Genomic DNA, 22,537 nt, shown 5'->3' with positions numbered 1-22,537 from the left:
CGTATCCCAGGCGCTGGAATCGGCCTATACCTGACGTCCAGCTCCTCAACAGGCCGATTCCTCAACTGGTATGATCCCATATGCGCGTACTCGTTGTCGAAGATGACAAGGACTTGAACCGGCAGATATCCGACGCGCTGGTCGATGCCGGCTATGTTGTCGACCGGGCTTTCGACGGTGAGGAAGGGCATTTCCTCGGCGACACCGAGCCCTATGACGCCGTGGTGCTCGACATCGGCTTGCCGCAGATGGACGGCATCAGCGTGGTCGAACGCTGGCGGCGCGGCGGCCGCAAGATGCCGGTCCTGATTCTGACGGCGCGCGATCGCTGGAGCGACAAGGTATCCGGCATCGACGCCGGCGCCGACGATTATGTCACCAAGCCGTTCCACATCGAAGAGGTGCTGGCCAGGGTCCGAGCGCTCATCCGGCGCGCGGCCGGCCATGCGTCGTCGGAGCTGACCTGCGGGCCGTTGCGGCTCGACACCAAAGCCTCCAAGGCCGATGTCGACGGCGTGCCGTTGAAGCTGACGTCGCACGAATTTCGCCTGCTTGCCTATCTGATGCACCATATGGGCGAGGTCGTGTCCCGAACCGAGTTGGTCGAGCACCTTTACGATCAGGATTTCGACCGCGATTCCAACACAATCGAGGTCTTTGTCGGGCGGCTTCGCAAGAAGATGGGCATCGACATGATAGAAACCGTTCGCGGCATGGGCTATCGAATGCGTGAGCCGGAGGCGTAAGGCGGAACCGCTCAGACAGACTGTAAGGACGCCGCTTTCAGTGCGGTTCGGGCCGCGTTCGCTGGCGTTCCGGGTGATCGCCTTTTCCACGGTCTGGGCGATACTCACCCTGATTGTCATCTTCACGCTGATCACGACCCTTTATCGCCAGGCGAACGAGCGCGGTTTTGACAGCCTGCTGTCGGCGCATCTGTTCAATCTGATCGGCTCGGTCGGCGTGTCCGAAGGCGGTTCGCTGACCGGCGCTCCCGACCTGGGCGACCTTCGGTTCTCGGAGCCGAAGTCCGGCTGGTACTGGTCGGTGGAGCCTGCGTCGGAAGGCGTGAGTGGTGAGTTGCACTCCTCCTCGATGACCACGGCGATCCTGTCGCCAAGCGTCGCCGAGGTTCCGTTCAATGCCAGCTTCCAGCGCAGCTATACGACAGAAGGCATCGATGGCGAGGAACTGGAAGTGTTCGAGAGCGAATTCGTTCTCGACGCGAAAAATCGCGCAGCGCGCTTCCGCGTCATGGGCAACCGGACCGAGCTCGAGCAGGAGATAAGCGCCTTTCAGCGTCGCCTGCTGACCTATCTTTCGCTGTTCGGCGTCGGCATGATCGCCATCAACGCCATCGCCATCCTGCTGGGCCTGCAGCCATTGCGCCGGGTCAGGGACGCTCTCGCCATGGTGCGCGAAGGAACCGCGCAAAAGCTCGACGGTCGCTTCCCCGCCGAGATCGAGCCGCTCGCCGACGAGACCAACGCGTTGATCGAAAACAACAAGCGTATCGTCGAGCGCTCGCGGACGCAGGTCGGCAACCTCGCCCATTCGCTGAAGACGCCGCTGGCGGTGCTGATCAACGAGGGACGGGCGCTCGGCGGTGCCAAGGGCCAACTCATAGCCGAACAGGCCGCCTCGATGCAGAAGCAGATTGACCATTATCTGCAGCGGGCCCGCGTTGCGGCGCAACGCGACAGCGTCGTCTACCGCACGCCGGTGGCGCCGCTGGTCCAGCGCATGGTGCGCGTGCTGCAAAAACTCAATCCGCAGACAGCTCTCTCACTTTCGCTGCCGGCAGTCGATATCGTCTTTGCCGGGGAACGCCAGGATCTGGAAGAATTGCTTGGCAATTTGCTCGACAACGCCATGAAATGGGCAAAGAGCGCGGTCGCTGTGTCGGTGGCGCCAATCTCGGGCAAGGGTGGCTCCGCCAAGAAGAGTGGCGCCGGCAAGGAGGGTGCTGTCAACCTGTTCGAGATCAGTATCGAGGATGACGGCCCGGGCATTCCGGAAGACAAGGCGCGCGAGGCGCTGAAGCGCGGGCGGCGTCTCGACGAGACAAGGCCGGGGACCGGGCTTGGACTTGCCATTGTCGCCGACCTCGTCAACGAATACGGAGGCGTTCTGGCTCTGGAACGGTCCAGCATGGGCGGGTTGAAGGCGGTGGTTCGATTGCGGAGCCTTCACTAGGCCCATGCTTTTTGCTGGGCCGGTCGACATTGATCGACGGTGCGTGATATGGCGGCATGTCGACTGGTCCGGGAGCCGTCGGCCGCGGCCAAATTTCCGACAAACATCGACACTATGGCCACGCCGACTTCCCCGATGGCGCGGCCCCCAGCTTTAACTCAAGAGACCGGTTTTTGGCATGAAGATTCGCGTCGCGCTCGTCTCCGCACTGCTGGCCGTTTCCGGCTGCACGACGCTGGGCAGGAACCCTGGCCCCACGGTGGCGCCGCAGCCGGCCGCAACGCCGCCAAGTGACGGCAAGATCGCGACGACGGTCATTTCCGCCATGGGCGGCGGCCTCGTCAGCGGATCGATCGGTACTGGCTTGAGCGATCCCGAAAAGCGCAAGGCGCTGGAGGCGGAATACAGGGCGCTCGAGTACACGGCGAGCAGCCAGAAGGTGACGTGGAAGAGCGATCGGTCGGCGCATTACGGTGAAGTCGTGCCCGCCCAGCCCTATCGTGTCGGCTCGCAGGACTGCCGACAATACACCCATACGGTGTTTACCGGCGCCGCCGGGGCCACCGCGCGCGGAACCGCTTGCCGCAACGCCGATGGCAGCTGGACGCCGCTGACGTAACGACCGGCCGGATAATGCATGTGGCGCAAAAGCATGCCCTCGGGCCTGACTCGAGGGTGTGCAGCGATCTTGCGATGACGATATGCATGAAAACAACTATCTAAGGTGCGTCGCATGACGCCGGTCGAACGCGACGCGCTTTAGGTCCGGTTGACATCAATCAAGGACATGCGACGCATCTGCCGTCAAAGCGTCGCAGGACGCCTGTGTTGGCAGGGCAGGGCTCTGCCGTTATTGGAAGAAGCATGCTGTTCTGGGTCATAGCCGCCATTCTCACGCTGGGTGCAAGCCTGGCGGTGCTGCTGCCACTGGCCGGCGGCCCGAAGGGTGGTTCGCCAAGCAGCGATCATGACCTTGAAGTCTATCGCGACCAGCTGTCCGAGCTTGACCGCGACGTGGCGCGTGGCCTGATCCAGCCGGCCGAGGCCGAAGAGGCGCGTGCGGAGATCGCCCGCCGCATCCTTCGCCTCGACAATGCCGCCGACAAGGCAGCGGCGCGGCAGCCGTCGATGGCGACCAGGCTGGTCGCGACGGCTGCGGTCCTGGCGGTTCCGCTGGTCAGTTGGGGCTTGTACAGCCAACTCGGCTCGCCCGATCTGCCGTCGCAGCCGCTCAGCGAGCGACTGGCCAAGAATCCCGCCGACAGTTCGGTCGACGAACTGGTGGCACGCGCCGAGGCCCACCTTGCCGCCAACCCGTCCGATGGCAAGGGTTGGGACGTCCTGGCGCCAATCTATCTGCGCATGCAGCGGTTCTCCGACGCAGTGACGGCCTACCGCAACGCTATTCGCCTCGACGGCGACAGCGCAGCCCGCCAGGCCGGCCTCGGCGAGGCGATCGCCAGCGAAGCGGGCGGCATTGTCTCGGCCGATGCCCAGGCAGCCTTCGAGGCGGCGCTGAAGCTCGATCCGGCGACTCCGAAGGCCAGCTTTTATCTGGCGATGGGCATGGCGCAGGAAGGCCGCATCGAGGAGGCGACGGCCGGCTGGCAGAAAATGCTCGCGGCCTTGCCGCAGGACTCGCCCTGGCGCGGCGCCGTCGCGCAGGCACTGGCCGAAACCGCCAGGCGCAGCGTCGCTTCGGGAGTGCCTGCAAAAGGCCCGAACGCCGGGGATGTCGACGCCGCCTCGTCGATGTCGCCGCAGGATAAGGAAGCGATGATCAACACCATGGTTGCGGGGCTTGACGAAAAACTGCGGCAAAACCCGCGCGATGTGGAAGGATGGATGCAGCTTATTCGTTCCTATGTCGTGCTGGGCAAGGCCGATCAGGCGCGCGACGCGCTCAATCGCGGTATCGCCGTTTTTGGCTCCGATAGTGACGAAGCGAAGAAATTCACCGCCTTTGCCGCCTCGCTTGGCCTGACGGCGACGGAGTAAGAAATGACGCGCAAGCAGAAAAGACTGTCGGTGATCGCCGGAGGGTTGGCCTTCCTCGGTGCCGCCACCGGCCTGACCTTCTATGCGCTCGGCCAGAAGGCCTCCTACTTCTACATGCCCGCCGATCTGACCACCGCCAGCCTGCAGCCCGGGCAGCGTATCAGGCTCGGGGGCCTCGTCGAAAAAGGCACGATCGAGCGCGGTCAGGGGACCACCGTCGCCTTTTCGGTGACCGACAACCAGAAGCAGGTCAAGGTCACCTACACCGGCATTCTTCCCGACCTTTTCCGCGAGGAGCAGGGCGTCATCACTGAAGGCATTTTTCGCCCGGACGGCGTCTTCGTCGCCGACAGCGTGCTGGCCAAGCACGACGAGAACTATATGCCCAAGGAGGTGGCCGACGGCCTCAAGTCCAGAGGCGTGTGGCAGGAGAGCAAAAAGTGACTAAGCAGGTTCCGCAAAAGCCTGCCCTCGGGCTTGACCCGAGGGTTCCCACGATTTTGCGGCAAGACCCTGCGGCAAAGCAAAAACCTGGCGGGCTTGGCCACAATGGTTGAAACCGGACATTTCGCACTGGTCCTGGCGTTCGCGCTGTCTTTGGTACAGGCGCTGGTGCCGCTGTTCGGCGCGCGTATCAACAGCCAGAAGATGATGGCCGTCGGCGGTCCGGTCGCGGTGACCGGCTTCGCCTTGACCGCTCTGTCCTTCGCGGCGTTGGCGACGGCCTATGCGACGTCCGACTTTTCGGTGGCCAACGTCTGGGACAACTCGCATTCGCTGCAGCCGCTGATCTACAAGATCACCGGCACATGGGGCAATCACGAGGGCTCGATGCTGCTCTGGGTGCTGATCCTGAGCTTCTTCGGGGCGCTCGTCGCTGCTTTCGGCAGCAATCTTCCAGCGACCCTTCGAGCCAACGTGCTGGCCGTGCAAGGCGCGATCGGCGCCACCTTCTTGCTGTTCATCCTGGCGACGTCCAACCCGTTCGCCAGGCTCAATCCGGCGCCGATCGAGGGCCGCGATCTCAACCCGATCCTGCAGGATCTCGGCCTCGCCATCCATCCGCCGCTGCTCTATCTCGGCTATGTCGGCTTCTCGATCTGCTTTTCCTTCTCGGTCGCCGCCCTCATCGAAGGCCGCATCGACGCGTCCTGGGCGCGCTGGGTGCGGCCATGGACGCTGGTCGCCTGGATGTTCCTGACCGGCGGCATCGCCATGGGTTCCTACTGGGCCTATTACGAACTTGGCTGGGGCGGTTTCTGGTTCTGGGATCCGGTCGAGAACGCCTCGTTCATGCCTTGGCTGGCCGGCACCGCGCTGCTCCATTCGGCGATCGTCATGGAAAAGCGCTCGGCCCTGAAGATCTGGACGCTGTTGCTGGCGATCCTGACCTTCTCGCTGTCGCTGCTCGGCACCTTCCTGGTGCGCTCCGGCGTGCTCACCTCCGTCCACGCCTTCGCCACCGATCCAACGCGCGGCGTGTTCATTCTCTGCATCCTGACACTGTTCATCGGCGGATCACTGGCGTTGTTCGCCTTTCGCGCCTCGAGGTTGACGGCCGGCGGCCTGTTTCATCCGATCTCGCGCGAAGGGGCGCTGGTCCTCAACAATCTGTTCCTGACCACGGCCACCGCCACCGTGCTGATCGGCACGCTCTATCCGCTGGTCGTCGAGGCCGTTTCGGCCGACAAGATTTCGGTCGGCGCGCCGTTCTTCAACCTGACGTTCGGCCCGCTGATGGTGCCGCTCCTGGTCGCGGTTCCGTTCGGGCCGCTGCTGGCCTGGAAGCGCGGCGACATTTTCGCCGTCGCCCAGCGGCTGATGGCGGCCTTCGCCGCCGGGCTTCTGGCCGTGCTGGTGACGGCCTTGTTCATCGACGGCTCGTCGGTGTTCGCTGCACTTGGCGTCGGCCTGGCCTTCTGGCTGATCTGCGGCGCGCTCACCGATATTGCCGTCAAGTCCGGCTTTGGCAGTGTCGCGCCCGGCATCATGTTCAGGCGCTTCGCCGGCCTGCCGCGTTCGGTCTTCGGCACCGCGCTCGCCCATCTCGGTCTTGGGCTGACGACGCTGGGCATTGTCGGCACGCTTTGCTTCGGCACCGAGAAGATCCTGTCGATGCGTGCCGGCGAGACCGTGCAACTGTCCGGCCACACACTGCGCTTCGAAGGGCTCTATCCGACCCAGGGGCCTAACTACAGCGAGGATCGCGGCCGCTTCGCCCTGCTCGGCGCTGATGGAAGCACCACCGCCGTGATCACCTCGTCCAAGCGCTCCTATCCGGTCCGGCAGATGACGACGACCGAGTCCGGTATCAAGACGATCGGTTTCAGCCAGCTCTACCTCTCGCTTGGCGATGAGGCGACCGACGGCTCCGTCGTGGTGCGGCTGTGGTGGAAGCCGCTGGTGACGCTGATCTGGGGCGGCGCCCTTGTCATGATGGCAGGCGCTGCGATGTCGCTGATGGACCGGCGGCTGCGCGTCGGCGCACCGTCCCGCAGCCGCAAGTCGGCGGGCGCCATGCCTTCGGCGAGCCTGCCATGACCGCAAGAAAAACTTCACTGGCCTCCCTGATCCTGCTGCTGACGCTGTTGTTTGCCGGCGCCGCACTTGCGGTGAAGCCGGACGAGGTTCTGGCCGACCCGGCGCTCGAGGCGCGGGCGCGGACGCTTTCGGAAGAGCTTCGCTGCATGGTTTGCCAGAACCAGTCGATCGACGAATCCGATGCCGACCTTGCCCGCGACCTGCGCGTGCTGGTGCGCCAGCGCCTGGTCGCCGGCGATACCGACCGGCAGGTGATCGACTACATCGTTTCCCGCTATGGCGAGTTCGTGCTGTTGAAGCCGCGCTTCAGCCTGCGCAATGCGCTATTGTGGGGCACGCCGGTCCTTCTGCTGCTTGCCGGCGGGATTTTCATCGTGCTGACCGCCCGGTCGCGCCGTTCGACGCCTGCGGCCACGCTCACCGCCGAGGAGAAGGCAGCGTTGGACAAGGTTCTGGGTAACTAGTTCGGCCCGGCCGCCCCGTCGCCAAGACCGCGGCCGTGTCACGATGTCTCGCGACCAGGTGACGAACCGCTTCAAGCCTTGTCTGCGCGCCTGGCTTCCGACGCTTCGATGATGGCGTCGATTTCCGCCATGGCTTCGTCGTGCGGCACGACACGGCCAGCTGCCGCATCGGCCATGCCGCGTTTGATGCCTTCGATGATCTCAAGCTCGCGATCGACATAGGCCGATATCGCCTCGGCCGCGAGGAAGGATTTGCTGCGCCGCGTGTCGGCGGCGATCCGCTCCAGCTTCAGCTTGGTTTCGGACGAAACCCGTATCGTCATGGTGGCGCTTGCGGTCATGGTGAAAGCCTTGTGCTGAACTGTGTACAACATAGGGCAACGGGCGGGCGCAACCAAAGGGTTGGTGCCTGCAAACATTACCAAAGTTTCATGCACTGGAAATGGCGCCGTAATGTGCGCGCCTCTATTTCTCTTGGCCGAGGATGCCGAGCGAAGCGCATCCCTTGAAAGAGGATACGAGACCCATGAATATTGCCCCCAATTCACATTCCCGCACCCGCAAACGCTTGATGGCCGCCGCCGCATCAGTGGCCATTGCCGGCGCGATCGGCTTCGGCGCGGTTGCCACCGGGACAGCCCCCGTCCTGGCCGAGGCCGTGCGTGTCGAGGCGCCTCAAGTTCCGAGCTTCGCCGACGTGGTCGAGCGCGTTTCGCCGGCGGTCGTCAGTGTCCGCGTCAAAGCCAAGATAGAATCGACCGCCGACGACGGCTCCGACATGCCCGACGCCTTCGGCAATCTCCCCGACGATCCGCAATTGCGCCGCTTCTTCAGGGAGTTCCGTGGCTTTGGCGATCAGGATGGCCGGGATGGAATGCGACGTTTCGGACGCGGTGACCGCCAGCCACGCCCGGTCGCCCAGGGGTCCGGCTTCTTCATCTCCGAGGATGGCTACCTCGTCACCAACAACCATGTCGTCGGAGAGGGCTCGTCCTTCACGGTGGTGATGCATGACGGCAAGGAACTCGACGCCAAGTTGGTCGGCACAGATCCGCGCACCGACCTCGCAGTGCTCAAGGTTGAAGGCGACGGCAAGTTCACCTATGTCGACTTCGCCGACGATTCAAAGGTTCGCGTCGGCGACTGGGTGGTGGCCGTCGGCAATCCGTTCGGCCTCGGCGGCACAGTCACTGCCGGCATTGTCTCGGCCCGTGGTCGCGACATCGGCGCCGGTCCTTATGATGATTTCATCCAGATCGATGCCTCGGTGAACCGCGGCAATTCGGGTGGCCCGACCTTCAACCTTAACGGCCAGGTCGTCGGCATCAACACCGCGATCTTCTCGCCGTCCGGTGGCAGCGTCGGCATTGCCTTCGACATTCCCGCCTCGACCGCCAAACAGGTCGTGCAGGATCTGATGAAGGACGGCACCGTCCAGCGCGGCTGGCTTGGCGTCGAGATCCAGCCGGTCACCTCCGAAATCGCCGAATCGCTCGGGCTGAAGTCCGACAAGGGTGCGCTCGTTTCCAGCGCCCAGGACGATGGTCCCGGCAAGGAGGCCGGCATATCGGCTGGTGACGTCATCACTCAGGTGGACGGCAAGGACGTCGCTTCGCCGAAGGAACTCGCCCGTCTGATCGGCGCCTACCCGCCCGGCAAGCCGGTCGACGTCACGCTGTGGCGTGACGGCAAGAGTGAAACGGTCAAGGTCGACCTCGGCACGCTGCCTTCGACTGACAAACAGGCTTCGGCCGACCAGCAGCCTTCGGTTCCACCAAAGGCCGATACACTGGCCGATCTCGGTCTCACCGTCACCAGGTCCGACGATGGCAAAGGGCTTGTGGTGACCGATGTCGATCCCGACAGCGATGCTGCCGATCGCGGGATCCAGCCCGGCGATGTCATCACCTCGGTCAATTCGACGGAGGTCAATGGCACCGAGGACGTCGCCAAGGCCATGGCCGACGCGGTGAAGTCGGGCCGCAAGGCGGTGCTGATGCAGATCACCCGCGAGGACAGCAACCGCTTCGTCGCGCTGCCTGTCGCCAAGGGCTGACGTTCCAGACTCTTCCGATGCGGCGGTTTCAAACACCCGAGCCGTAGCATGGGAAAGCACGGGGCTTGAATACGTTAGTCAGTCATCGTGTTCCGGCCCAGCGGCAGCGGGCTCCCATCGCCCGCTGCCGCTCGAATAACAGAGCAGTCGCCCAAAGTGTGAAACGGTTTTGGGATGACGACATGCTCAAACAACAAAGCATGTCGCCCAAATCCGAGGATGCGGCGGCTCGACGCCAATAACATTATAAAACAAAGACTTACTGCTCGTTCTTGAATCATTTTGTTCGCGATACACCTCGAGGCCATGATGCCTATGCCGGCCACTCAATCTTCCAGCGAAATCGCGTATAACGGTCCCATGAAGATTCTCGTCATAGAAGACGATCGCGAAGCGGCCGATTACCTCCAGAAAGCCTTTACCGAGGCCGGGCATACCGCCCATGTCGCCGGCGACGGCGAAACCGGCTTCGCGCTCGCTGACTCCGGCGACTATGACGTGATGGTCGTCGACCGCATGCTGCCGCGCCGTGACGGCCTGTCGGTCATCGCCGGTCTGAGATCCCGAGGCAAGACTACGCCGGTGCTGATCCTGTCGGCGCTCGGCGAAGTCGACGACCGGGTCACCGGCTTGCGGGCCGGCGGCGACGACTATCTGACCAAGCCCTATGCCTTTTCCGAGCTTCTGGCCCGGGTCGAGGTGCTGAACCGCCGCGCCAGCGCCAGGGAGGCCGAAACCGTCTACCGGGTCGGCGACCTCGAACTCGACAGGCTGTCGCATTCGGTACGGCGCGCGGCCCGCGAGATTACGCTGCAGCCGCGCGAGTTCCGCCTGCTCGAATATCTGATGCGCCATGCCGGCCAGGTGGTGACGCGCACCATGCTGCTGGAAAATGTCTGGGACTATCATTTCGATCCGCAGACCAACGTCATCGACGTTCACGTCTCGCGGCTGCGCGGCAAGATCGAGAAGGGCTTCGACAAGCCCATCCTGCACACGGTTCGTGGCGCCGGCTATATGCTCAAGAGCGGCTAGCATGGCCCTTTCCATGCCGGCCATCATGAAGACGACGGCAGCGCGGCTTTCGGCGCTCTATCTCCTGCTGTTCGCCATCTGTGCGGTGCTGCTCGTCTTCTACATGACCTCGCTGTCGGCGCGCATGCTGACCGGCCAGACGCAGGAGACCATCAACGACGAGGTGCTCGGCCTCGCCCGGGTCTATCAGCGCGGCGGCTTGCCGCTGCTGGTGCGGGTGGTCGAGCAGCGCTCCCGCCAGCCCGGCGCCAACCTCTATTTGATCGCCGATGCCAACGGCCAGATCCTGACCGGCAACGTGCAGAGCCTGGAACCCGGCGTTCTCGTGGCCGAGGGCTGGACGACGGAGCCGTTTTCCTACCGGCGCTTTGGCGAGGGCGAGCTCGAGCGGCAACGCAACCCGATCGCCGACCCGAACGAACCCAGCCAGAGCGAAGTCCAGGTCGAAGGCGAGAAGGGCCACAACGCCATTGCCTTGGTGCTGCGCCTGCCGAACCAGATGATCATGCTGGTCGGCCGCGATCTCGGCGAGCCTGAGCGGTTCCGCGCCGTCATCCGCCGCGCCTTGACGTTGGCGCTCGGCATGATGGCGCTTGGCGGAATTTTGATCTGGTTCTTCGTCGGCCGCGCGGCGCTGAAGCGCATCGACTCGGTGTCGCAGGCCAGTCGCCGCATCATGGGCGGCGACCTTTCCGGCCGGCTGCCGGTCACCGGGGCCGGCGACGAGTTCGATCGGCTCTCCGAAAATCTCAATTCCATGCTGGCCAGGATCGCGACGCTGAATGAAGGGCTGAAGCAGGTCTCCGACAACATCGCCCACGATCTGAAGACACCGCTGACCAGGCTGCGCAACCGCGCCGAGGCGACGCTCTCCGGCAAGCACAACTCCGCCGCCTACCGGCAGGCGCTGGAAGCGACCATCGCCGAGTCCGACCATCTGATAAAGACCTTCAACGCCATCCTGATGATCTCAAGGCTGGAGGCGGGCTATTCCTCAGAAATCACCAGCCGGGTCGATCTGGCTGCTTCCGTGCGCGATGTCGTCGAGCTCTACGAGCCGGTGGCGGAGGAGGCGGGAGTGACACTCGAGACCTCTGTGCAGGACGGCTTCGCCGTTGAAGGCAATCGCGAGCTGATCGGCCAGGCGCTATCGAACATCGTCGACAACGCGATCAAATATTCGACCGACTCGACAGCCAAGCCGACCGTTCGCGTGGCGCTCGATCGCGTCGGCAGCGAAATCAGGCTTTCCGTCACCGACAACGGCCAGGGCATTCCCGACGATGCCGATCGCGCCAGGGCGACCGAGCGTTTCGTGCGGCTGGAGAAGAGCCGCTCGCAGCCGGGTTCCGGTCTCGGCCTCAGCCTCGCCAAGGCGATCATGACATTCCACAAAGGGCGGCTTGATCTCCTGCCCGCCAATCCTGGATTATCCGTCGTCATGAGTTTTCCCGAACGGGAGGATCGCTGATGGCGGTGAAGGCGGCTGCGGAACACACCAACTGGCTTCTGAGGCCGGCGGCAAGGCTCGTGCCTCTGGATCAGAACCGAGCCCGGGGGGAATTGTCGGAGATCGCTTCCGCAGCGCAGGAAGAGGGGCTTGCCGTGCTGGCGAAATTCCTGGCCGGCGAGGGCGCCGTCCAGGAGTTTCTCGCGGCAGTCTTCGACCTGTCGCCGTTCCTGCGCGACACGGTGCGCCGCCGCCCGCAGATCCTAGATGCGCTTTTCGATGAGACCGTCGAGGCGCGGCTGGCGTCGATCGGCGCCGCCATCGGCAAGGCCGCGCGGGCGGAAGCCATCTCTGAAAACGGCCTGATGATGGAGTTGCGGCAATGGAAAGCGGAAGCGCATGTCCTGATCGCGCTGGCCGATCTTGCAGGCGAGGCCGAAACTGCAATCACAGTACGGCGGCTGAGCGATCTTGCCGACGCCTGCACCCGCGCTGCCGTCGACTTCCTGCTTCGCGACGCGCACCGACAAGGCAAGCTCAAACTGCCGGATCTCGAGGATCCGGCGCGCCGGTCGGGCTGGATCCTGCTCGGCATGGGCAAGCTTGGCGCGCATGAGCTGAACTTCTCCTCCGACATCGATCTCGTCGTTTTCTTCGACCCGCAAGCGCCAGCAGTCGTCGATCCGCTCGATGCGACGGAGCTGTTTTCGCGCCTGACCCGCCGGCTGGTCCGCATGCTCCAGGACCGCACCGAACACGGCTATGTTTTCCGCACCGACCTCAGGCTTCGTCCCGACCCCGGTTCGACGCCGCTGGCGATCCCGGTCGAGGCGGCGCTGCGCTACTACGAGGCGCGGGGCCAGAACTGGGAGAGGGCCGCAATGATCAAGGCGCGTCCGGTGGCCGGCGATGTCGCCGCCGGCACTGCGTTCCTGAAGGAGCTCCAGCCCTACATCTGGCGCAAATACATGGACTATGCGGCGATCGCCGACGTCCATTCGATCAAGCGCCAGATCCATGCCCACAAGGGTCTTGGCGAGATCGCGGTGAAGGGCCACAACGTCAAGCTCGGCCGCGGCGGCATCCGCGAGATCGAGTTCTTCGTCCAGACCCAGCAGCTCATCGCCGGCGGCCGCTTCCCCGAACTGCGCGGCCGCGAGACGGTGCCGATGCTTGGCCAGCTTGCGGCACGCGGCTGGATCACTGCCGATGCGCGCGATACGCTCACAAGGCAGTACTGGCTCCTGCGCCGCGTCGAGCACGCCGTTCAGATGGTCGCCGACGAGCAGATCCACATACTGCCGGACGATGACGAAGGGCTCGAACGCATTGCCCGCCTGCTCGGTTTTGCCGATGCGGCGACCTTTGCCGAGGCGTTCCGCGCCGCACTCCATCAGGTCGAACGCCACTACGCAGCGCTTTTCGAGACCGCGCCCGAGCTTTCGGCGGGCATCGGCAATCTGGTCTTTACCGGCGATGTCGACGACCCCGATACGTTGCAGACCCTGCAGAGATTGGGATTCCAGCGGGCGAGCGACATCTGCCGCGTCATCCGCGGCTGGCATTTCGGCCGCTATCGCGTCACCCAGTCAGCCGAGGCGCGCGAGCGGTTGACCGAACTGACGCCGGCGCTGCTGCAATCCTTCGGCCAGACGCGCCGCGCGGACGAGGCGTTGATACGCTTCGACGAATTCCTTGCCGGTCTGCCCGCCGGCATTCAGCTGTTCTCGCTGCTCCACTCCAATCCGGCTCTGCTGAAGCTGCTGGCGACCATCATGGGCGCGGCGCCCCGGCTGGCCGCCATCATCACACGCCGGCCGCACGTGTTTGACGGCCTGCTTGATCCGGCCCTTTTGACCGAACTGCCGGACCGCGCCTATCTGTCCGGCCGTCTCGCCGCGTTTCTCGAAGGCGACAGGGCCTATGAGGACGTGCTCGACCGCTTGCGCATCTTTGCGTCCGAGCAAAAATTCCTGATCGGCGTCAGGCTGCTTGCCGGCTCGATCGATCCGGCGCGCGCCGGCCGTGCCTTTTCCGATCTGGCCGATCTCACCATCGACGCGGCGCTGCGGGCGGTCATCGCCGAGTTCGCGCTACGCCACGGTCGCATCGCCGGCGGCACGGTTGCGCTGCTCGGCATGGGCAAGCTCGGCAGCCGCGAATTGACGGCCGGCTCAGACGTCGACCTCATCCTGCTTTATGATCACGACGCCGATGCCGACGAATCCGATGGCGACAAGCCGCTCGCCCCGTCGCACTATTACGCCAGGATGACGCAGCGGCTGATCGCTGCGGTGTCCGCGCCGACCGCCGAGGGCGTTCTCTACGAACTCGACCTTCGCTTGCGGCCGTCCGGCAACAAGGGGCCGGTGGCGACCCATGTCGATGCCTTCAAGAAGTACCAGCGCAAGGACGCCTGGACCTGGGAGCATATGGCGCTGTCAAGGGCCCGCGCGATCGGCGGCGATCAAGCGCTGTGCGCCGAGGTCGAGACCGAAGTGGCACAGGTGCTTGCCCTGCCGCGCGACAGCGCCAAGGTGATGGCCGAGGCGGCCGAGATGCGCGCGATGATCGAGAAGGAAAAACCGCCGCGCGATCTCTGGGAGATCAAGCTGATCCCGGGTGGTCTCATCGATCTCGAATTCATCGCGCAGGTGGCGGTGATCACGGGAAAGGTCGAAGCCGGCCGCCGGGTCACCGGGACGGCGGACGTGCTGTCGAGGCTGGCGCCGGATTTCGCCGAGGCGCAGATCAGGCAGGAGCTTTGCGATGCCTATGCGCTCTATCTGGCGCTGACCCAGATGACGCGGCTCTGCCTCACCGGCGTATTCGAACGCGACGACGTTCCGCCGGGGCTTTCGGATCTGCTACTGGCGGTCACCGACCTGCCGGATTTCGGGGTGCTGGAAGCGCACCTCAAGGAGACGTCGCAAAATGTCAGGAAGGATTTTGGCTTTTTGCTTCGTGTGAATGAGTAGTGAGTAGTGAATGGTGAATGGAATTAGATATTCACTACTGACTATTTCACTATTCACTATTCACTAGTCAGGCGGCGGCCCTGACTGGCTGCGTCGGCTTCCTGGTCGGAATGCGCACCGACACGATCGTGCCGGTGCCTTCGGTGGAGCGGATTTTCAAGGCGCCGCCCTGAAGCTCGGCCAACGAGCGTGAGATGGCAAGGCCAAGGCCGGAACCGGCATGGCTCTTGGAAAACTGGTTCTGCACCTGCTCGAACGGCCGCCCGAGCTTGCTCAGCGCCTCCTTCGGGATGCCGCAGCCATTGTCTTCGATCGTCAGCACCAGAGCGCTGGAGGTGTTGCGGGCCCTTACCGCAATGCGGCCGCCCTGGCCGGTGAACTTCACCGCATTCGACAGCAGGTTGATGATGATCTGCTTGATCGCCCGGCGGTCGGCGAACAGCGTCAGCGAATCGGGGATGCGTGTTTCGACGGTGATCGAATTTTCCGCCGCCTGCAGCGAGATGACGCGCACCGTTTCCCGCATCAGCGGGCAGAGGTCGATCTCCTCCTGATCCATCGAGAACTGGCCGGCCTCGATCTTCGACATGTCGAGGATGTCGTTGATGACGCCCAGAAGATATTTGCCGCTGCCGTTGATGTCGGTGGCGTATTCCTCGTAGCGCGGCGAACCCAGGGGCCCGAACAGCGCCTGTTCCATCAGTTCGGAGAAGCCGATGATCGCGTTGAGCGGCGTGCGCAATTCATGCGACATGTTGGCCAGGAACTCGGATTTGGCCCGGTTCGCGGCCTCGGCGCGCTCGGTTTCCTTCATGTATTTGTGATTGAGCTCGACCAGTTCGCGCGACCGCTCTTCCTCTGCCCGGCGGGCAAGGCTGAGATCGTGGATCGTCGCCATCAGCCGGCGCTCGCTGTCGACCAGCTTCTCCTGGTGCAGCTTGATCTGGGTGATGTCGGAGCCGACCGAGACGGTGCCGCCGTCCCTGGTCCGCAATTCGTTCACCTGCAGCCAGCGGCCATCGGCAAGCTGCCGCTCGAAGGTCACGCCGCCTTGCTGCCCGTTGGTGTTGGCAAGCCGGCGCTCCGAGGCGAAGGCAAGCATGCGATCTTCGAGAACGGCGCGCGAGGCGCCCGGCATTACGTCGCGATCCGACAGGCCGTTGTCCTGCTGGTACTTGGAATTGCACATGATCAGGCGCTGGGCCGAATCCCAGAGCACGAAGGATTCGTTGATGTTTTCGATGGCCGTTCGCAGGCGAAGATCCGCGGCCTCGGAGCGCAGCGCCAAATGCCGCTGCTCGGTGACGTCGACGGCGATGCCGATCAACTGGATCTCCGGCGCTTCCGGGTCGATCACCTGCGCTCTTGCGCGCATCCACACCCATTGTCCGTCGGCGTGGCGCATCCGGAACACTTGGTCGATGTGGTCGATCTCTCGTGCGACGATCCTGTTGGCGAGTTGGAATAGGTCGCCGTCCTCGGGATGGATGATCCCGTCGACCTCGCCGAACGACAGCATCGTGTCGCAGGGCTCATAGCCCAGCATGTCGTACATCGAACGCGACCAGTACATCTTGCCGCGCACCATGTCCCAGTCCCACAGGCCGCAGCGGCCGCGCACCAGCGCCATGTCGATGCGCTGGTGCGCTTCGAGATAGATGCGGTCGGCGGTCTGGGCGCGCGCCGCCTGGCCGAAATAGGCATAGAGGACGATGATCAGCACGCCGGCCGTCAGCACGAACAGCGTGACGTTGAGCGAAACGGTCTTGCGCCACGTGTCGAAGACCGCATCCTGCGGAACGAGCGCTGCGGCAGCACCATTCCTGCCATTTGCCAGGCTCACCGCGCCATACCAGTCCTGGCCGCCGATGCTGACCTCCATCACCCCGGCGCGGTCACCGAACATGAACAGCGGTTGACCGCCCTGGGCGATGGCGTCGAGCGACCGCCCTTCCCAGCCCGTCGATTGCGGTGTCACGGCAACGATCTTGAACGCGCTGTCGGTGACCGCAAGCACGTGGCTTCGGCCCATGGCGCCCTGACGGCTGATGCCCTCCAACAGGTCCTGCGTCGCGCCAGGCGTCGAGGTCATGCTCGCATCGACGCTGATCGAACTGGCCAGTTGGCCCGCCGCGAGCGAGAGGATCGCCTTGGCGTCGCGTTCCACGTCGTCGCGCTCGTGCATCAGCGACAGGAACCGCAGTGCCGCGATGACAATCAGGAAAATGATGATGAGGGCCGGTATCGATCGGCGCAGCAATGGCTCGGCTGCCAGAAGCCGTCGGTAGGCGGGTTCGGCGATCAGCCGCGCATTGCCGGCGAGACCGTCGCTTCCCGCCTCACGCTGCTCAAAACCCGTCCCTCCGGGCGCGCCCCACGCGTCCGCCTTCGCCATAAATGGCTCTCCCCGATTTTAAATCTGCTTGACGATCCGGCGACGCCGCACTTCCGAATCTTCAGCTAAAGAATCAAAGGTGATTCGGCTTGTCCAGAGGCGCAGCGAAAAAAGATTAAAAATCGACTAAAATAATGGACTTTCCCGCCCGATGATGCCGGGCGGCAACCTTCTAAGGTGTGTTGAGATTCAGGTCAGGCCGCGCCGAGAACGGTGGATTCCGAGAACCGGAGCGGACCGTACTTTTGGGTACGTGAGCACCGGAAGCGCAGGAAACCGCCGTTCGCAGGCCGGCATCACCTGAATATCGACACACCTTACGCCAGCGTGCGCTCGACGATGTCGCGCAAATCGGCCGACAGGTTCTCGGTATTGGCAATCGAAAGCAGCGCTTCCCTTGCCTTGCCCTGCCGGGCAGGTTCCAGCGAGCGCCATGATCTGAGTGCCGTCGCCAGCCTGGCGGCCAATTGCGGGTTGCGCTTTTCGACCTGCAGGACCGTTTCGACGAAAAACCGGTAGCCTTCGCCGTCGGCGCGATGGAAGCCGGTCTGGTTGGCGCTGGAAAACGTGCCGACGAGCGAGCGCACCCGGTTCGGGTTGGCCATCGAGAAGGCCGGGTGGCCGGTCAGGGCGCGCACCGCATGAATGGTTTGCGGGCCCGGCACGCTGGCCTGGATATGGAACCATTTGTCCATCACCAGCGGATCGGTCGCATATTTCGCTTCGAACTCCGCCAGCGCCTTGACCGTCTCGGGCGAACCGCCATGGCGCAGCGCAAGCACGCTCAATGCGGCGGCGCGGTCGGTCATGTTGGTCGCGGACTGGAAATGCCGGGCCGCAAGCGTCGCACCTCCTTGCAGCAGCGAAAGATAGTCGAGCAAGGTGTTGCGCAGCGCCCGGCGACCGGCGCTTGCCGCATCAGGACTGAAAGCGTCCTTGTCGGTCAGTCGATCGTAGAGGCCGGAGAATATCTCCCGATTCGCCTCGGCGATTGCGACCGTCAGCGCCTCGCGGGCCGAGAAAATGGCATCGGGGTCGATGTTCTTGCCGATGTCACGGGCGATATCGGCTTCGCTTGGAAGCGCCAGGGCCAGCGCCCGATAGGCCGGTTCGAGTGTCTCGTCGCCGGCTATTTTGCCGGCAAGCTCGATCAACCGCGATGCGAAACCGGGCTGCTTGCCGTCAAGGACCTGGCGGAAGGTGGATATCAGAGCCTCGGTCAAAAGCGTGTTGAACGCCTGCCAGCGCGAGAAGGTATCGTTGTCATGGCCAGCAAGGAAGAACTGATCGTCGGCCCTCTGCTCGACGGAAAGCGTCACCGGCGCCGAGAAGCCGCGGTTGAGCGACATCGCCGGGCGCTCAGTGACGCCCGAGAAGCGCACCATGTGCCGGCGCCTGCGGATATGGATGACGCCGTCCTCGACGCTGGCGCCCTCGACGCCGCTATATTCTATCGCTTTGCCGTCGGTGCCGACCAGGCTGAAGGCCAGCGGGATATGCATCAGCCGCTTGCGGCTTTCGGACGGCGTTGGCGGCACCGACTGCTCGATCTCGAGCGTGAATTCCTGGGCCGCCGCATTGTGCGTCGAACTGATGGTCAGATTGGGCGTGCCGGCCTGATGGTACCACAGCGAAAATTGCGCGAGGTCGCGCCCGGACACATCCTCGAACACCTTGATGAAGTCCTCGATTGTCGCAGCCTCGCCGTCATGGCGCTCGAAATAGAGATCCATGCCGGCCCGGAACGTCTCGGCGCCGAGAATGGTGCGGATCATGCGCACCACTTCCGAGCCCTTTTCGTAGACTGTCGCCGTGTAGAAATTGTTGATCTCGCGGTAGCGGCGCGGTCGCACTGGATGCGCCAGCGGTCCCTGGTCTTCGGGAAACTGATGTGCCTTGAGCGTGCGCACTTCGGCAATGCGTTTCACCGCTTGCGATCGCTGGTCGGCGGAGAATTCGTGATCGCGGAAAACCGTCAGCCCTTCCTTCAGGCAAAGCTGGAACCAGTCACGGCAAGTGATTCGGTTGCCAGTCCAATTGTGGAAATACTCGTGCGCGATGATCGCCTCGATATTGGCGAAATCGGCGTCCGTTGCGGTCTCCTGGTCGGCCAGCACATACTTGTCGTTGAAGATGTTGAGGCCCTTGTTCTCCATCGCGCCCATGTTGAAGTCGGACACGGCGACGATGTTGAAGACGTCGAGGTCGTATTCGCGGCCGAACGCTTCCTCGTCCCATTTCATCGACCGTTTCAGGGCGTCCATGGCGTAGCCGGCGAGCCGCTCCTTGCCCGGCTCGACAAAGATGCCGAGCTCGACCTCGCGGCCGGACAATGTGACGAAGCTGTCCGCGACCTTGCCGAGAGCGCCTGCGACCAGCGCGAACAGATAGGACGGCTTGGGGAAGGGGTCGTGCCAGACTGCATAGTGCCAGCCGTCGGCAAGTTCGCCGCCGCCAGCCGGGTTGCCGTTGGAAAGAAGCAGTGGCGACTCGTGGTGCGGCGCCTCGATGCGCACCGTATAGACCGACAGGATATCGGGACGGTCGAGAAAATAGGTAATGCGCCGAAAGCCCTCGGCCTCGCATTGCGTGCAATAGACGTTGCTCGAGCGATAGAGGCCCATCAGGGCTTCGTTGTGCGCCGGCGCCAGCTCGGTTTCGATCAGCAGCTGGAAGCGGGCTGCTGTAGGCGGCGTGGTGATCGTCAACTGATCGGGCGTGGCGAAAAAATCGGCCGGCGCAAGTGTCTGGCCGTCGATTGCGATGCGGCTGAGCGTCAGGCCATCGCCGTCCAGCACCAGCGGCATTGACGCCGCGACGCCGTCGCGGCGCTCGACCGTCAGCACGGCGATGACGCGCGTGGCTTCCGGCGACAGCCGGAAAGTCAGGCCGGTTTCCGGAATGAGATAGTCGGTGGGGCGATAGTCTTCGAGCTTGAAGACCTGGCCGGTGTCCGTGCGCATTCCGTTGGTTTTCCTGTCGATTCCCGCAGCGGCAGGTGGGTCCGCTGGTCGAAGAAATGTGAAGCACGCGCTCTTTACACGAAACCGTCACTCGACAAAACTGGCGCAGCGCCTATTTCAGGCACTCGTTTTCCAATCATCGTCGCGAGGTATCCATGACCGTCGTCACACCGAAATTCGGCATGGGCGCCTCTGTGCTGCGTCGCGAGGACCAGGCCTTCATCAAGGGTCTCGGCCGCTATACGGACGACATCCAACCGGCCGGCCTCCTGCACGGCTATGTCCTGCGCTCGCCGGTGGCCAAGGCAAGCTTCACCCTCGGTTCGACCGAGGCGGCCAAGGCGGCATCTGGCGTCCATCTGGTGCTGACCGGTGCGGATCTTGCTCATCTCGGCAAGCTGAAATCCGGCGTCATGCAGAGGCAGCCGGACGGCACCAAGGCGCCGACCCGCGACATTCCGGTCCTTTGCCGCGACCGGGTCAATTATGTCGGCGACGCCGTCGCCTTCGTCGTCGCCGACAGCCGCGCGCTGGCGCAGGACGCGGCCGAACTGATCGAGGTCGAATACGAGGGCGAGGATGCCGCGTCCGGCACCGCCACGGCGCTTGACGAAGGCACGCCGCTTGTCTGGCCGGAACTCGGCTCCAACCGCGCCTTCAGCTACCACATCGGCGACAAGGCGAAGACCGCGGCGGCATTCGCCAGGGCGGCGTATGTCACCCGCATCGAATTCATCAACAACCGGCTGGTCTGCAACTACATGGAGCCGCGTTCGGCGATCGGCGAGTGGAACACGCAGGAGAACCGCTTCGTGCTGACCACAGGCTCGCAGGGCGTGCATTCCATGCAGTACATCCTGGCCGACATATTCAAGATCAAGAAGAATCAGCTGCGCGTCATCACGCCGGATGTCGGCGGCGGCTTCGGGCCGAAAAGCTTCGTCTATCGCGAGCATCCGCTGGTGCTGGAGGCCGCCAGGCGCCTTGGCCGCCCGGTGAAATGGGCCGGCGACCGCACCGAGCATTTCCTCACCGATGCGCAAGGTCGCGACAATGTCGTGACCGCCGAGATGGCGATGGACAAGGACGGCCGCTTTCTCGGCATGAAGGTCGATCTCCTCGCCAATATCGGTGCCTATATCTCGCAATATGGCCCGTTCATCCCCTATATCGGCGTCACCATGTCGACCGGCGTCTACGACATCCAGGCGCTCGACGTGTCGGTGACCGGCCTCTACACCAACACTTGCCCGGTCGATGCCTACCGCGGCGCCGGCCGTCCGGAACGGCATTCCTGCTGGAAAAGCTCGTCGACGCCTGCGCCCACGACCTGGCCTTGCCAGTCGAAGAGATCCGCCGGCGCAATTTCATCAGGCCCGAACAGTTTCCTTACCGCACGCAGACCGACCGCCTCTATGATACCGGTGAATTCGCAGGCCATATGGACCGCGCCATCGAACAAGCGGAGTGGCAGGCGTTCCCGGAGCGACTGGCGCAGTCGAAGGCGGAAGGCAAAATCCGCGGCATCGGCATGGCGACCTATATCGAGGCCTGTGCCTTTCCCGGCTCTGAACCGGCCTTTGTCGAATTGAACGGCGACGGCACGGTGACGCTGAAGATCGGCACCCAGACCAACGGGCAGGGGCATGCGACCGCCTATGCGCAGTTCCTCTCGGAAAAGCTTCATCTCGACATCGGCAACATTCATGTCCGCCAGGGCGACACCGACGAGCTGAAGGCCGGCGGCGGCACCGGTGGCTCGCGCTCCATTCCGCTTGGCGGTGTGTCAGCTTCTCGCGCCGGCGAGGATCTGGCCATCAAGATCAGGCGCATCGCCGCCGATGAGCTGGAAGCCTCGGCCGACGACATCGAATTGTCCAACGGCGTTGCTCGCATCGTCGGCACCGACCGCACGATCGATTTTTCGAGCATCGCCAAGGCAGCCAAGAACCCGGACGATCTCAAGGGCTTTGGCGAGTTCGTGCAGGACGAATGCACCTATCCGAACGGCACCCACATCTGCGAGGTCGAGATCGATCCCGACACCGGCGTGACGGAAATTGTCCGCTATACGATCGTCGACGATTTCGGCGTCACCGTGAACCCTATGCTGCTGGCCGGCCAGGTGCATGGCGGCGTCGTCCAGGGCATCGGCCAGGCGCTGACCGAGAACACGGTCTATGACGAGGACGGGCAGCTGTTGACGGCAAGTTTCATGGACTATGCCATGCCGCGCGCCGACGATTTGCCGTTCTTCCATTTCGAGACCCGCAACGTGCCCTCGACCACCAATGCGCTCGGCATCAAGGGGGCAGGCGAGGCAGGCACGATCGGAGCGACGCCGGCCGCGCTCAACGCGGTGACGGATGCGCTCTATCGCGCCTACGGCATCAGGCACATCGACATGCCGGCAACGCCGGCGCGCATCTGGGCGGCGATCCAGGAAGCAGCTGCCAAGTGA

Annotated in this window: 14 protein-coding genes and 1 pseudogene; 12 read left to right on the top strand and 3 right to left on the bottom strand. The window is 63.8% G+C overall.

The window, feature by feature from the left end; genetic code table 11:
* Nucleotides 1-80 precede the first annotated feature (80 nt).
* The 7 genes from AC0L3O_RS21205 to AC0L3O_RS21175 all read left to right on the top strand — a co-directional run bounded on the left by AC0L3O_RS21205 (nt 81) and on the right by AC0L3O_RS21175 (nt 7,199).
* Entirely contained in the window at nt 81-746 is a 666-nt protein-coding gene (locus AC0L3O_RS21205) for a response regulator transcription factor (protein ID WP_023800820.1), read from the top strand.
* Entirely contained in the window at nt 730-2,196 is a 1,467-nt protein-coding gene (locus tag AC0L3O_RS21200; protein ID WP_128172669.1) for an ATP-binding protein, read from the top strand. The genes AC0L3O_RS21205 and AC0L3O_RS21200 overlap by 17 nt, the downstream gene beginning before the upstream one ends.
* A 178-nt stretch (nt 2,197-2,374) precedes the next feature.
* The gene (locus AC0L3O_RS21195) at nt 2,375-2,815 is read left to right on the top strand and encodes a hypothetical protein (protein ID WP_023800818.1); all 441 of its coding nucleotides are present in this window, start codon (nt 2,375-2,377) and stop codon (nt 2,813-2,815) included.
* Between the two features lie 245 nt (nt 2,816-3,060).
* Complete coding sequence (ccmI, locus tag AC0L3O_RS21190; RefSeq protein ID WP_023800817.1) at nt 3,061-4,194, top strand: c-type cytochrome biogenesis protein CcmI; 1,134 nt, start codon at nt 3,061-3,063, stop codon at nt 4,192-4,194.
* Between the two features lie 3 nt (nt 4,195-4,197).
* Entirely contained in the window at nt 4,198-4,638 is a 441-nt protein-coding gene (ccmE, locus tag AC0L3O_RS21185) for a cytochrome c maturation protein CcmE (protein WP_023800816.1), read from the top strand.
* A 105-nt stretch (nt 4,639-4,743) separates the two neighbouring features.
* Nucleotides 4,744-6,735, top strand: coding sequence for a heme lyase CcmF/NrfE family subunit (locus AC0L3O_RS21180; RefSeq protein WP_473616517.1), 1,992 nt, complete (start codon nt 4,744-4,746; stop codon nt 6,733-6,735).
* Nucleotides 6,732-7,199, top strand: a complete 468-nt coding sequence (locus AC0L3O_RS21175; protein WP_128172672.1) for a cytochrome c-type biogenesis protein — start codon at nt 6,732-6,734, stop codon at nt 7,197-7,199. Before AC0L3O_RS21180 ends, AC0L3O_RS21175 begins: the two co-directional genes overlap by 4 nt.
* A 71-nt stretch (nt 7,200-7,270) precedes the next feature.
* On the opposite strand, the gene AC0L3O_RS21170 is transcribed toward AC0L3O_RS21175, so the two are convergent.
* The gene (locus AC0L3O_RS21170) at nt 7,271-7,540 is read right to left on the bottom strand and encodes a CopG family ribbon-helix-helix protein (RefSeq protein ID WP_091590846.1); all 270 of its coding nucleotides are present in this window, start codon (nt 7,538-7,540) and stop codon (nt 7,271-7,273) included.
* 185 nt (nt 7,541-7,725) lie between these two features.
* Here AC0L3O_RS21170 and AC0L3O_RS21165 point away from each other — a divergent pair, with 185 nt between their 5' ends.
* The 4 genes from AC0L3O_RS21165 (at nt 7,726) to AC0L3O_RS21150 (ending at nt 14,718) form a co-directional block, all read left to right on the top strand.
* Complete coding sequence (locus tag AC0L3O_RS21165; RefSeq protein WP_473535239.1) at nt 7,726-9,255, top strand: Do family serine endopeptidase; 1,530 nt, start codon at nt 7,726-7,728, stop codon at nt 9,253-9,255.
* Nucleotides 9,256-9,615: 360 nt separating this feature from the next.
* Nucleotides 9,616-10,290: a response regulator transcription factor gene (locus tag AC0L3O_RS21160; protein ID WP_023800810.1), complete on the top strand. Its 675-nt coding sequence runs from the start codon at nt 9,616-9,618 to the stop codon at nt 10,288-10,290.
* A gap of 1 nt (nt 10,291) precedes the next feature.
* Nucleotides 10,292-11,761: a sensor histidine kinase gene (locus tag AC0L3O_RS21155; RefSeq protein WP_287064264.1), complete on the top strand. Its 1,470-nt coding sequence runs from the start codon at nt 10,292-10,294 to the stop codon at nt 11,759-11,761.
* Nucleotides 11,761-14,718: a bifunctional [glutamine synthetase] adenylyltransferase/[glutamine synthetase]-adenylyl-L-tyrosine phosphorylase gene (locus AC0L3O_RS21150; RefSeq protein WP_473616516.1), complete on the top strand. Its 2,958-nt coding sequence runs from the start codon at nt 11,761-11,763 to the stop codon at nt 14,716-14,718. Before AC0L3O_RS21155 ends, AC0L3O_RS21150 begins: the two co-directional genes overlap by 1 nt.
* 67 nt (nt 14,719-14,785) lie before the next feature.
* On the opposite strand, the gene AC0L3O_RS21145 is transcribed toward AC0L3O_RS21150, so the two are convergent.
* Both AC0L3O_RS21145 and pepN read right to left on the bottom strand, forming a co-directional pair.
* On the bottom strand, nt 14,786-17,113 hold the full coding sequence (locus AC0L3O_RS21145; protein ID WP_473616515.1) for a PAS domain-containing sensor histidine kinase: 2,328 nt from the start codon (nt 17,111-17,113) through the stop codon (nt 14,786-14,788).
* Nucleotides 17,114-17,430: 317 nt separating this feature from the next.
* Nucleotides 17,431-20,076, bottom strand: a complete 2,646-nt coding sequence (pepN, locus tag AC0L3O_RS21140) for an aminopeptidase N (RefSeq protein WP_473616513.1) — start codon at nt 20,074-20,076, stop codon at nt 17,431-17,433.
* A 155-nt stretch (nt 20,077-20,231) separates the two neighbouring features.
* Between pepN and AC0L3O_RS21135 the strand changes: the two are divergent.
* Nucleotides 20,232-22,537 (top strand): annotated as a pseudogene (locus tag AC0L3O_RS21135) (xanthine dehydrogenase family protein molybdopterin-binding subunit).

The organism is Mesorhizobium sp. WSM4810, assembly GCF_055811235.1.
The sequence above is the reverse complement of the archived record's forward strand: the minus strand, read 5'-3'. Positions and strand labels throughout refer to the sequence as shown.